Source organism: Anaerosacchariphilus polymeriproducens (assembly GCF_003363435.1).
Lineage (GTDB): Bacteria > Bacillota > Clostridia > Lachnospirales > Lachnospiraceae > Anaerosacchariphilus > Anaerosacchariphilus polymeriproducens.
The window spans coordinates 179,615-192,040 of sequence record NZ_QRCT01000016.1; the positions used below are offsets into that span (position 1 = coordinate 179,615).

Genomic DNA, 12,426 nt, shown 5'->3' on the forward strand with positions numbered 1-12,426 from the left:
TAATATTCTCCTTTATTTAGCCAGTTCCAACATACGTATCAAAGGCTTATATGATGCTGTCCTTTGTTCTTCGTTCAATTCAACCGTTGGACTCATTGTTTCCAAACATTGTGCAATCTTTTCTAAGGAAATTTTTTTCATGTTTGGACAAAACTGTCTATGTCCTACAGAATAAAACTTTTTATCCGGATTCTTCTGATTTAATTCAAAGAATACACCCATTTCTGTACAAATAATAAACTCTTTACGATCACTTTCTGTTGCATAATCTATAATACCGGATGTACTTCCAATATAATCAGCTAATTCTAAAATTTCTAATTTACACTCAGGATGTACCAAAACTTCAGCATCCGGCCTCATTTCTATTGCTTTTTCTAAGTTTTCTCTAGAAATACTAGTGTGAACATGGCAAAATCCTTCGTTAAAAATAAATTCCTTTTCAGGAACTAATGATGCAATATAACGACCCAGATGTTCATCCGGAATAAATAAAATATGCTTATTAGGAAGTGCTTTCACTACTTTTAATGCATTAGAACTGGTTACACATACATCTGCGTATTCTTTAATTTTTGCAGTAGAGTTAATATAACATACAACTGCTAAATCTTCATACTCTTTGCGAAGTTCATCTATTCTATCAGTATCTACCATATGTGCCATAGGACAGTCTGCTGTTTCATCTGGCAAAAGAATTGTCTTTTCCGGATTCAGAATTTTAGCACTTTCGCCCATAAAAGAAACCCCTGCAAAAACAATGGTTTTTTGAGGAATTGTTGTAACAATTTTACTTAAATAGTAGGAATCTCCTATATAATCTGCAATCTCCTGTACTTCATCATTTACATAGTAATGAGCTACAATCACTGCGTCTCTTTCTTTTTTAAGTTTTTCTATCTTTTCTATGATTGATGTCATAATTTATTCTCCTTTATCGAAATAACAGATAACAGCTTTTAGTATGTCACAAATCATTTATTTTGTCAATCGTCTGTCTTGTCACCTATTGTAATTTTCTGTCATTTTAAAAGGGCAGAACACAATTATGCTCTACCCCAATAATCATTGTTCTAAAATGTCATTACAAAAAATAATAGAACTAACCTACGAATTCGCTTTAGATATGTGTATTTTAACCAATTTAAATATACCTTATTCTATTTACAGACTTTTCCCAGATTGATATCATATTCTTTTCTTTATTTAATATTTAAATTTTTATTAATCTTTCAGCCTATTGTTTTCTAACAATTTTTTATAACTTTTATCCACACAAATTGCACCAAATGGGGCTGTAATTAATATTGCTATTACTGCTACTGTTAATACTATTTTACCGCAAGAAAGATTCAACGATAAAGGGATACCTGCTATCGCTGCTTGCACAGTTGCTTTCGGTGTGTATGCCAACATACAAAATAACTTTTCATTCTTTGGCAATCCACTTTTTAATAATGAAACAAAAACTCCGGCCATTCGTATTACCAGAGCAAGAACTATAGTTAATACCGCCCAAATACCAGCTTCTTTAACATATCGTAAATCTACTGTAACACCTACTAAGACAAACAGTAAAACTTCAGCTGCAACCCACAATCTATTATACTTAGCAGATAAACGTTTCGCAAGAATGTTATAAGATTGATTCAGAAAAACTCCCATACTCATAATTGCCAAAAGTCCAGACATAGGTAGAAATCCTTTTAATTGATTTTCACATTCTAGGAACAAAAAAGAAATACTAAGTATTATTATAACTTTTACAGAATCCCGCATATGAAATCGTTTGAAAAATAAAGATAAAATTGCGCCTGTAATAATTCCCAAAAGAATTCCAATTACAATAGAAATAGGAATTTGAACAAAGTTCATTGCTGATATGTCTTCACCCTTTGCTAAAGAAATAAATGCCGTAAAAATTACGATAACAAAAACATCATCTACGGAGGCTCCTGCCAAAACCAATTGAGGAATACTGTGTTTCTTTCCATATCCTTCCTCCATAATTTTAAGCATTTTAGGAACGATTACCGCAGGAGATACCGCTGCTATGACAGAGCCTAGAATCGCTGCTTCCAATACACTAATTCCTAGCAGTTTAGGGGCTATCAGAATAACTCCTAATATCTCAAAACATGCTGGTACAAAACACATCAGTATCGCAGGTCTTCCTACTTTTTTTAAATCCTCTATATCTAAAGATAACCCTGCCCTTGTTAAAATAATGACCAATGCAAGCTGCCTTAGAGATGGTGCAATTTCAATAAGAGACACATCCAATAGATTTAAGGCATTTGGACTTAAAATAATCCCCGTTATAATCATCCCTAATAAACTTGGCAGTTTTAACTTCTGAAAAATAGACCCCAAAATTAATCCTAATAAAAATATTAGTGCTAAACTTGTTAACATATACACTCCTTTCTTTTAAAACAAAAAAAGCTGATGCTCCTATGATTTTAATCATAGAAGTCATCAGCAAAATTGCGGTTTTGGTATAATACCATGGGAGACCTTCATTCCCTCACTAAATCTTAACACAATTATTTAGCAGAATCAAGAACAATGTATTTTTAGCCATTCTTTTCTAATAATTTTTTATAATTTTTATCCACACAAATTGCACCAAACGGAGCTGTAATTAATATTGCTATTACTGCTACTGTTAGTACTATTTTCCCGCATGAAAGTTCTAATGATAAAGGAATACCTGCTATCGCTGCCTGCATAGTTGCTTTCGGTGTATATGCCATCATACAAAACAACTTTTCTTTCTTTGACAATCTACTTTTTAATAATGAAACAAAAACTCCGGCCATTCGTATTAGCAAAGCAACAACTATAGTTAATACCGCCCAAATACCAGTTTCTCTAACATATCGTAAATCTACCGTTACACCTACTAAGACAAACAACAGAACTTCAGCTGCCACCCACAACCTATTATACTTAGCAGATAAACGTTTCGAAAGTATTTTGTAAGATCGATTCAGGAATACTCCCATACTCATAATTGCTAAAAGTCCAGACATAGGCAGGATTCCTTTTAATTGATTTTCACATTCTAGGAACAAAAATGAAAGACTAAGTATTATTATGACTTTTACAGAATCCCGCATATGAAATCGTTTGAAAAATGTAGCTAAAATAACACCTGCTATAATCCCCAAAAGAATTCCTGTCACTATAGATATAGGAATTTGAACAAAGCTCATTGGTGATATATCTTCACCCTTTGCTAAAGAAATAAATGCCGAAAAAACTACAATAACAAAAACATTATCCAAAGCAGTTCCTGCCAAAACTAATTGAGGAATACTGTGTTTCTTTCCATATCCTTCTTCCATGATTTTAAGCATTCTAGGGACAATTACAGCAAGAGAAACAGCTGCTATGACGGAGCCCAGAATCGCTGCATCCAACACACTGATTCCTAACAGTTTAGGAGCTACCAGTATAATTCCTATTATCTCAAAACAGGCAGGAACAAAACACATCAATATCGCAGGTCTTCCTACCTTTTTTAAATCTTCTACCTCTAAAGACAACCCTGCCCTTGTTAAGATAATGACTAAGGAAAGCTTTCTTAAAGATGGTGCGATTTCAATAAGAGAAGCATCCAATAGATTTAAGGCATTGGGACTTAAAATAATCCCAGTAATAATCATCCCTACTAAACTTGGAAGCTTTAACTTCTGAAAAATGGAACCCAAAGTTAATCCTACTAAAAATATTAGAGCTAGACTTGTTAACATATATGCTCCTTTCTTCAAAATCAAAAGTGGATAACCCTATTAAACTTATTAGTTTTGCGCTTTACTTAAAGCATCGGAGATAGCTTCATTAATTCCCTTTGAACTGGAAGTAGCACCTGAAACGGAGTCTACTCTATCTGTCTGTGTCTTTATGATACAACTTACTATTTCATTGAAGGCTTTACTAAAATATGGCTCATCATAATTATGTGAAATATGTTCTATGACTGTAATTTGTCCATTTTTTATAGTAACATTCAATTTGGTCGAGGCACTGCCGTTACCTTCATAAGTACCGTCTGCATAAGCTTGAGATTCTTTCGTTGATTCTTGTCCATTTGTTTTATCTGTATTTTCTGATGTAGTGGCGGTTCCTGACTGTGCTTTACTTAATGCATCATCAATTGCATCTTTAATGCCCTCTGAACTAAAAGTGGCTCCTGAAACAGAGTCAGTATCAGTAGACTGTGACTCTAAAATACTGCTTACAATAGAGCTATAGGCTCTTTCAAAATAAGGTTTATCATCTTGATAAGATACTACTTCAATATCAGTAATCCGGTCATCTGAAATGGTTACATTAACTTTTGTGATACCTCCTCTAAATCCGCTGCCAGAACCTTCGTAAGTACCGTTCTTATATATTTTTGCTTGTGTTTTTGAAGTAACATCCTCAGAAATTGTATCTTTCGCTTCCATCGAAGAGGAATAATCAGCTGTACTCTTATTAGTAACTATTAATCCACCAACATACAGTATTGTTATAGTGATTGGTACTAATATACCGAATAACCATAAAGGAGACTTATGATCTCTAACTGATAATTTCGTATTACTTCTTGGGCAGGCTGAAATACATTTATTGCATTGAATGCACTCACCTGATGATATTTTATCATGTTTGTACATCGGAATTCCCATTTTACAGGATTTTGTACAAAGAGTACAAGAACCACAATTATCTCTTGTTTTTTTGATCTTGAAAAATCTAAAGGATGAAATTAAAACAAAAACAGCTCCAAGCGGACAAAAATATCTGCAATAAAATCGTTCTACAAAGAGAGAACCAACTGTTATTAGAAAAAATATTACAAATCCAACTAACAATTCTTTAAAAACATATTGTATATTAAGAATTCCATGAAAATCTGCCAAAGTTCCAAATACATTATTGGGATTGATGGAATCAAAAACTTTAATATCAAAAGTCCATATTGCTATTATAGTGAAAACTAAAACTGCATATTTAAAATATTTTAGTTTGGCATCTGCTTTTTCTGAAATTTTAAATTTAATATGAAATACTTTTTGAGATATAAAGTAAATAAAATCACCATAAGAGCCAAAAGCACACATCCATCCACAGAAAAATCTTCCCATTAAAATTGTAATTGGAAAAATTGAGATGGCTTCAATAAGAATTGGAAGTGAATTTCTAAGATGAAATGTCTGATTCAAAATGCCAATATAGATTTCTTTAATTCCAGCAAAAGCATTTATGTACAGTCCTGGTAATGTTAAAAAAAATATAATTTGAAGTATAATTTTACAAGTGGAATTAATTTTTATATTTTTTACATTTTTACACATTTTATAATTTTCCTTTCAAATATAATAGTTTATCTGACTAATATTATCAAGAAAATGTGTAGAATTAATGGAGATTGTAAAAATAAATACTTTTGCTGTATTTTTTTCACAGACAGTGATATTGATTAACCATAATAGAAATTTGTAATGAATTAAAAATTAAACTCGTTTTCCCAGTCAAATTCTCCTGATTTTTCTATACTACTCGGCCAATGTTGACACCACTGGGGTACCTTTGGAGCTTCCACTCTATCCAGACTTGGTGTATATGGTTTCAAATCAATTACTGGTGTACCATCGTTGGCATCAATATATGCCAGCTGAATCCTGCCTTTTTCATAATCGATTTTAAGAATTTGTCCTACTGATAAAGCAACTGGATTCGGTCTGATTGGAGAACGAGTCGCAAATATTCCCATATTTTTCGGTCCTTTACAGTAAGGGGAGTCTGTTTCAAGAATACTCCTGGCATCCGGACTATCAAATTCATGAAACCACCATATGACATTCAAATGACTAAAACCTTCCAATTCTTTAAGTGCCGGTAAATAATTTTCATCCAGCTCAACAAACATGCCTTCCTTATTGATTCTAATTGTTCCAATTGATCTCACTTTAAATTCTTTCATACAATAACCTCCGTTTTTTTGTTTTACAGATATACTGTAATACCTGCCATTGTGTGAGAGTCAACAACTTTCTACAGGAATTTGAATTTCGGTAAGATAATTATCTGGATCAACTTCATTCCAAGGTCCTCTATGACATATCTGTCTGTTTTGACCAATCATTCGATACTGTTTATGCTGCATCAACCAATGCGCAAAACTTAAATATGCTGATGCAATATTTTCAAATGGTCCGTAAACCATTGCACAAGCCATGGTATCTATCTGTTCTGTCTCTCGATAACGATAAGAAGACTTATTCTTTCCTATTTTTTTCACCACGATGCAAACTTCAACATCAACTTCTGTTTCTTTGTAATCACTATCATGGTAAATTGCAAACTCAATAGTATCTCTAGGTATCGATAGTTCTTCTTTTGTAACATAAGCACTCAATTCCTGCCAAAGCAATCCTTCACAAAAATAGTTTGGAATCGTCCGCCTAAGGGAAAGCACTTTATAACTCGGAATATTTTTCAAAACAACATTACAATGTATCCCTATCTTTTGTTGACAAATGTCATGAATGGCAATATCTATTTTATTGATCTTTTCTTGCTCCTGTTTCATTAGCTCCTGTATACTCTGCTTTTTATTTATCAGTTGTTGCGTAATAAAGTTGTCATCCCAATTATGTAATGCATCTAAAATTTCTGCAACGTTAAAGCCAGTGTCTCTTAAAAATATTATCTTGTGCAAAATAGGTATCTGTTCGACAGAATAAAAACGATAACCGGTAAATGGATCAATTTTTGCTGGTTTTAAAAGCCCGGTCTCATCATAATATCTTAACATGCGTATAGAGACTTGAGTCAGCTTAGAAAATTCTCCAATTTTAAACATGGCAGCCTCCTTATCATTAGCATATTTTTTCTAATTACTATACTAACGTAAAGTGCTGCCACTTGTAAATATAAATGTAATATTATTCTCCTATAATCTCAACATATATTTTCCTTGTCTGTGGACCATCAAATTCTATTATATATATATCCTGCGCTCCACCACATACTATTTTTCCATTAATTACTGGAAAAGCACAGTGATTCCCGCAAATCAAACTTTTTATATGCCCGGTAGAATTATTTCCCGTGGCACCATAAGATGGTAAAAAATGAGCATGTACATACTCAGCATCTACAGGTGCAATTCTATCCAGAGTATCTGCGATATCAGTTTCGACACAAGGAAGTCCTTCATTCACCATAATACCTGTTGTAGTATGAGCCGTTACAATTAAGACCATCCCATTTTTAATGCTGCTCTTTTCCACGATTTGATGTACTTCTTTCGTAATCATATGAAATTGTTCCGGCCTTTCGCTCATCCAATTAATCGTATGTAATTCCACCATTTAGAATTCCTCCCTTCCAATAAATCTTAATGCGTTTCTATAATAGATATTATCTCTAGAAGTTTCTCTCATAGGAATCTGTTCCAACGCTCTTAATAGTTTGAACTGCCTGAATCTAGGTCCATTGGACCCAAACATAATTTGCTTGTGCAATGCCCTGTCAACCCAAAGAGATCCCATATCTACTGTAAACAATCTTTTCATTGATTCTTCAGGTGAATCTAAATAGAGAACTGATGTATCCGTATAAACATTACTATATTTAATCATTAACATTACCATTTCTCTTACAAACGGCCAGGCAAAATGGGCAAGGCAAATGCGTAATTGAGGAAATTTCACAGCAACCTCTTCAAATTTTAATGGATGTGCATATTCAGTTATTGAATTAGGTTCCCAGCTAAGACCCGCATGAAAAATAATTGGTTTATTATATTCCAAACATTTTTTATAAATTGGATCCATCATTTTATCATTGGGATAAAAATGTTGTTTTGCGGGATTTAACTTTAATCCTTCTAATTTTAATGTGGAGAAAGCATAATCCAAAATTTCGAGAGCATCACTCCGTCTTGGATCCACACTGGCAAATCCTATAAAACGTTCAGGATAATCCGCAGCGATTTTGGCTACTTGTTCGTTGCTGACAATAACGCCACCCTCTGTAGTCGTAACATCAAGGGGTAATAATGCCGCCATATCAACTTTTGCATACTTCATTTCTACAAATATTTCATCATAATCATAAGGGGATTGTTTAAAAACCCCAAAAGCTTCTGAACGAAATGCTTCTTCCTTCTCATCTTTACATATTGCTTTATAATAAATTGGATGTACATGCATATCAATAATCATAGTTTACCTCTCTTCTTTTACATAAATAAAATTCATTCAATGACCTTGGTATAATACAAAGATGTGGTAAAAAATCTACCACATCTTCGTATACTCCATTAATACGGTTCAAATTTTGAAACCACCTGAGCACTTATTTGGGCCCCCAGTTTCATACATTCCGGAATAGAATAGCCATTGATGATGCCATAAGTAAATCCTGCAATATAAGAATCACCGGCTCCGACGGTATTCACTACTTCTGCCTTAACAATACCTTCTCGATAAAATGTATTGCCATCGTAGCTGATACTGCCTTTGTCTCCTAATGTCACTGTTACGATCTGTGGACCAAGTGCTTTTATCTTTTTCATGTGATTAATAATATAATCATCTTCCTGTTTATAGGACAAAAATACATAATCTACATTCGTAAAATACGCTTCCTTGCAATACTCCGGATCATCACTATAAATGGAGAAATCCATCACTACCTTTACACCGGCTTTCCTGAATTCTGGAAGATACTCTAATATTTTACCAAACAGATCTGTATGCATATACTGAAAGTGTTTGATATATTCTTTATCTTCTTCTGTCAAATCAAACTCTTCCATAACTCCCGGAATTTCTTCCAAATGTACTCTGTCGACTCCATTTTTGATGTCCATCATCATCTTACAGGTCTCACCCTCTTTTTCATGAAGATGGGAGATATCAATTCCTTCTTCCATAAGTGCTTCTTTCATTAGTTTTCCGTACTTATCGGTTCCAACAACACTGAGAATGCTGACAGGTATGCCCATACGACTTAAATGTACGCCCCAGTCCACACCATTCCCTGTTGGATAAAATTTTGCAAGCTTCGCGTAAACATCAGCACAGGAAAAGCCAACTCCAATTGCAGAAGGTCCATTATTCATAGAGTTTACCATAACCGAAAGCCCCCTCAATGCCACATATGGATGCAGCAAATTCTGCCGCTTCTTTCAGACTTTCACGGATAGCAATCTTACTATCTGCATTATTCTTTAATCGAGCTATATAGCCAACCAAGAAAGCTGTTATTAAAGAATCGCCTGCTCCCATTGTATCGACTACCTGAGAAAGAGGTACAGCCGGTTGTTCAAAAAATTCTCTGCCATCATATAAAATACATCCTTTTGCTCCTCTTGAAGCCGTCGCTAATTTAGGCCCATATGATATTATTTTCTTTAAATGTTCTTTCACTTCTTCATCCGTTCCTTCAAAAGAACAGAAGGCAAAATCAACATCTTTTGAGACTTGTTTATAATATTCCTCTTCAGAATCATCTGAAAAATCAAATGAAATATAAATTCCTGCTTTTTTTATTTTTTTTAATTCTTTTTCTGTAAAACAATAGTTACCTGAATGAACAATATCAAACTGCTTCATATATTCAATATCGAACTGATCTAAAATAAATGGTGTCTCACCTCGGATTCCACCTTCATTTGATCCCAGAAATACTCTGTCGCCATCTACAAGCGTAGCCCTTGCACATCCATTCTCACCTTCTAATTGTTTACATTTTACAGTCTCGATCTCCTCTTTTCTCAAAGTGTCAATAACATGTTCTGCTTCTGCATCATTGCCAAAGTATCCCATATAAGCACTTCGTTTTGTTCCAAACCGTTTCGCATATACAGCAAAATTAACACAATTTCCGCCCGGATACATGGTCTTTATATGCTCATATTTATCAACTACATTATCACCAAATCCCAATACTGCCACATCATATTTTTCCATAATTTTCTGTCTCCTTAATTAATACTCAACAACACCCATATAACGACGCATATCTAATGGATGACGGCGTTTGTCCTGTAATCCTTTTCTGTATTCGACACTCATTGCATAAAACAAAATAGGATTGAAATAATCTACACATGAGTCATCAATTTCCCCAATTCCAAGTTCTTCGGCATCGATAACTTCATATTTATTTGCATATTTTTGTAAAAATGTTAATGCTCTTTCGTCCATAATGCGGTTGGAGCCTTTACTCATTAATAATATGTATAAATGATCTTCGTCTGTTACCTCGAATGGTCCATGGAAATATTCGCCTGAATGTAAATAGCAGCAATCCATCCATTGCATTTCCTGTAAAGAGCAGATAGAAAATCCATAAGCCTGTGAAAATGAAGCTCCTGATCCCATAATATATAGGAACGGTTCTTTATAATACTTCTCTGCAAACACCCATGTGCGGTTTTGAACCTTTTTAACAGCGGCTTTTACTATTCTGTCTATTTTTAAGAGACCTTCCGCAATCGTATCATAGAGTTTATAATCAGGTTCTTGTGCCTTCATTAATTCATTCAATAAATCAAGAACGATGCCCTGTGGTTTTTCCTTTTCATCTACTTCCTCTGCCCAATCATAAATAATTGGATTCATTGTACTGTCATTACAAGCAGAATCTTTATTATGGGTAAGCGTAATTACTGCTGCCCCTTTTTCATGAGCAAATCTTACCGCATCCACGGTCTCTTTCGTATTCCCACCATGAGAGCAGGCAATAATCAAACTATGCTTCCCTAAATGTTTCGGTGGTGCAATCGTAAATTCTCTAGCCGGAAGCCAAGCTGCATGCATCGTAGCCGATTCAGCCTGAATAAAGTAAAATCCCGGATACAGATCAACTAACGAACCTCCACAAGCTAAAAAATATACATCTTTTATTTCATCATGTTTCTCTAATATTTCTAAAATAGTTTTTTTTGCGTTCATTTCTTTCTCTCCTCTGAATGTTATTTTTTTATAGCTGAGCTGAAATTGCACAGAATACTAATGCAACTACAGTTACAACAAGGAAGAATTTCCAAATCGTTTTCCACCATTGTCCAAAACTGATTTTACATACAGCAAGTCCGGCTACTGTCATCCCAGCTGTTGGGCTGATCATATTTGTCAATTGGTTAGCATATTGTAAAACAGTAACACTAGCTTCCGGATTTAATCCCTGTAAATCACAAAGTGGTGACATAACTGGAATTGTCAAAGATGCCAAACCTGATGAAGATGGTACAAGAATAGTAATCAGGGATTGAACTACATACATAATTGATGTAAATGCAAAGCTTCCTACGTTGCCTAATGCATTGGATAAATTATTTAATATGGTATCAATAATCATTCCGTTCTCTGCAATTACTAAAATACCTCTACAAACACCAACAATAACTGCTGCAAATGCAATATCTTTAACTCCAAGAACAAATTCTTCAGCAATTTCTTTTTCTCTTAATCCACCAACAATACCCATTACAATACCCATGCCAAGGAATACCATGGAGATTTCATCCATATACCAGCCGTACTTCAAAAGTCCATACACAATAATTCCCATTCCTAAAGCAAAAACGCCTAGAACCAGTTTTTGTCTGATAGAAAATTCATCATTGGCTCCTTCTTCTTCTTTGAACGTTTCCCGCTTCTTCAAATCATCCAGATATGTAATTGACTTCTTCGGATTCTTTTTCACTCTGGCTGCATACCAACATACGAAACCAATTGTAAGACCCATCATTACGATCCATTGTATAAATCGGAAACCTAATTGCGGATTTCCCTGAATGCCTGCAACTCCTTGCGCAATCAATACATTAAATGGGTTCGTTGTAGAAGCTGCATATCCCATCTGCGGTGCCAAAAAGCATACGAGGAAAGTTGTCATAGAATCGTATCCCATGGTAAACATAATCGGCATCAGCATAATATAGAAAGGCAGTACCTCTTCTGACATACCATAAGTAGAACCTCCCAATCCTAATAAGAGCATTAGTAACGGGATAATCAGCGTTTCTTTTCCTTTCAGTCTAACTATCAATTTCTTAATACCCGCATTCATCGCGTTCGTTTTTGCTAATATTTGAAAGGTACCACCCAGTAAAAGAATAAATGCCACAACATCTGCTGCTGCTTGAACTCCTTTGGTCGGCGCCATCAATACTTCCATAATTCCCTGACGAAGGTCAACACCCTCATCATCAATTTTTTCTACCGTAGAATAACTGCCTGCAATTGCAACATCTCTTTCTCCTGCTGGAGTTTCAATGGTCTCTCTTTCAAATTGACCACTTGGTATTATCCATGTCATTACTGCAAACAATATAATTAATATAAATGCTAATGTATAAACGTGTGGTAAACTAAACTTTTTTGCTTTTTGCTCCATAATCATTACCTCTCA

At 34.4% G+C, this 12,426-nt stretch carries 12 protein-coding genes and 1 riboswitch; all 12 genes read right to left on the reverse strand.

Going from position 1 to position 12,426, the window contains the following annotated elements:
- Positions 1–12 precede the first annotated feature (12 nt).
- Complete coding sequence (nadA, locus tag DWV06_RS07020; RefSeq protein ID WP_115481470.1) at positions 13–921, reverse strand: quinolinate synthase NadA; 909 nt, start codon at positions 919–921, stop codon at positions 13–15.
- A 303-nt stretch (positions 922–1,224) separates the two neighbouring features.
- Positions 1,225–2,415 (reverse strand): cation:proton antiporter, encoded by a 1,191-nt coding sequence (locus DWV06_RS07025; protein WP_115481471.1) that lies wholly within the window; start codon positions 2,413–2,415, stop codon positions 1,225–1,227.
- A 47-nt stretch (positions 2,416–2,462) separates the two neighbouring features.
- Positions 2,463–2,536: riboswitch (Fluoride riboswitch) on the reverse strand.
- A 40-nt stretch (positions 2,537–2,576) separates the two neighbouring features.
- Positions 2,577–3,758 carry a cation:proton antiporter gene (locus DWV06_RS07030; RefSeq protein WP_115481472.1) on the reverse strand — a complete coding sequence of 394 codons (1,182 nt, stop codon included), beginning with the start codon at positions 3,756–3,758 and terminating at the stop codon, positions 2,577–2,579.
- Positions 3,759–3,806: 48 nt separating this feature from the next.
- On the reverse strand, positions 3,807–5,348 hold the full coding sequence (locus DWV06_RS07035; protein ID WP_115481473.1) for an FMN-binding protein: 1,542 nt from the start codon (positions 5,346–5,348) through the stop codon (positions 3,807–3,809).
- Between the two features lie 152 nt (positions 5,349–5,500).
- A complete protein-coding gene (tsaA, locus tag DWV06_RS07040; protein WP_115481474.1) occupies positions 5,501–5,977 on the reverse strand; it encodes a tRNA (N6-threonylcarbamoyladenosine(37)-N6)-methyltransferase TrmO in 477 nt (158 codons plus the stop codon).
- Positions 5,978–6,037: 60 nt separating this feature from the next.
- Positions 6,038–6,859, reverse strand: coding sequence for a MerR family transcriptional regulator (locus DWV06_RS07045; protein ID WP_115481475.1), 822 nt, complete (start codon positions 6,857–6,859; stop codon positions 6,038–6,040).
- Between the two features lie 82 nt (positions 6,860–6,941).
- The gene (locus tag DWV06_RS07050) at positions 6,942–7,370 is read right to left on the reverse strand and encodes a secondary thiamine-phosphate synthase enzyme YjbQ (protein WP_115481476.1); all 429 of its coding nucleotides are present in this window, start codon (positions 7,368–7,370) and stop codon (positions 6,942–6,944) included.
- The gene (locus DWV06_RS07055) at positions 7,371–8,225 is read right to left on the reverse strand and encodes an amidohydrolase family protein (RefSeq protein ID WP_115481477.1); all 855 of its coding nucleotides are present in this window, start codon (positions 8,223–8,225) and stop codon (positions 7,371–7,373) included.
- A 98-nt stretch (positions 8,226–8,323) separates the two neighbouring features.
- The gene (gene frlD / locus DWV06_RS07060; protein WP_235828911.1) at positions 8,324–9,139 is read right to left on the reverse strand and encodes a fructoselysine 6-kinase; all 816 of its coding nucleotides are present in this window, start codon (positions 9,137–9,139) and stop codon (positions 8,324–8,326) included.
- Entirely contained in the window at positions 9,120–9,977 is an 858-nt protein-coding gene (locus DWV06_RS07065; protein ID WP_115481478.1) for a PfkB family carbohydrate kinase, read from the reverse strand. Before DWV06_RS07065 ends, frlD begins: the two co-directional genes overlap by 20 nt.
- Before the next feature lie 18 nt (positions 9,978–9,995).
- The gene (locus DWV06_RS07070; RefSeq protein WP_115481479.1) at positions 9,996–10,964 is read right to left on the reverse strand and encodes an SIS domain-containing protein; all 969 of its coding nucleotides are present in this window, start codon (positions 10,962–10,964) and stop codon (positions 9,996–9,998) included.
- Positions 10,965–10,992: 28 nt separating this feature from the next.
- Positions 10,993–12,411 carry a YfcC family protein gene (locus DWV06_RS07075; RefSeq protein WP_115481480.1) on the reverse strand — a complete coding sequence of 473 codons (1,419 nt, stop codon included), beginning with the start codon at positions 12,409–12,411 and terminating at the stop codon, positions 10,993–10,995.
- Positions 12,412–12,426: the final 15 nt, after the last annotated feature.

Excerpts from the sequence above, each read along its gene's own strand:
- DWV06_RS07065 (WP_115481478.1), bottom strand. The coding sequence starts at position 9,977 with ATGGAAAAATATGATGTGGCAGTATTGGGATTTGGTGATAATGTAGTT.
- DWV06_RS07070 (WP_115481479.1), bottom strand. The coding sequence starts at position 10,964 with ATGAACGCAAAAAAAACTATTTTAGAAATATTAGAGAAACATGATGAA.
- frlD (WP_235828911.1), bottom strand. The coding sequence starts at position 9,139 with ATGGTAAACTCTATGAATAATGGACCTTCTGCAATTGGAGTTGGCTTT.
- DWV06_RS07045 (WP_115481475.1), bottom strand. The coding sequence starts at position 6,859 with ATGTTTAAAATTGGAGAATTTTCTAAGCTGACTCAAGTCTCTATACGC.
- DWV06_RS07075 (WP_115481480.1), bottom strand. The coding sequence starts at position 12,411 with ATGGAGCAAAAAGCAAAAAAGTTTAGTTTACCACACGTTTATACATTA.
- DWV06_RS07025 (WP_115481471.1), bottom strand. The coding sequence starts at position 2,415 with ATGTTAACAAGTTTAGCACTAATATTTTTATTAGGATTAATTTTGGGG.
- DWV06_RS07030 (WP_115481472.1), bottom strand. The coding sequence starts at position 3,758 with ATGTTAACAAGTCTAGCTCTAATATTTTTAGTAGGATTAACTTTGGGT.
- DWV06_RS07035 (WP_115481473.1), bottom strand. The coding sequence starts at position 5,348 with ATGTGTAAAAATGTAAAAAATATAAAAATTAATTCCACTTGTAAAATT.
- DWV06_RS07055 (WP_115481477.1), bottom strand. The coding sequence starts at position 8,225 with ATGATTATTGATATGCATGTACATCCAATTTATTATAAAGCAATATGT.
- nadA (WP_115481470.1), bottom strand. The coding sequence starts at position 921 with ATGACATCAATCATAGAAAAGATAGAAAAACTTAAAAAAGAAAGAGAC.
- DWV06_RS07050 (WP_115481476.1), bottom strand. The coding sequence starts at position 7,370 with ATGGTGGAATTACATACGATTAATTGGATGAGCGAAAGGCCGGAACAA.
- tsaA (WP_115481474.1), bottom strand. The coding sequence starts at position 5,977 with ATGAAAGAATTTAAAGTGAGATCAATTGGAACAATTAGAATCAATAAG.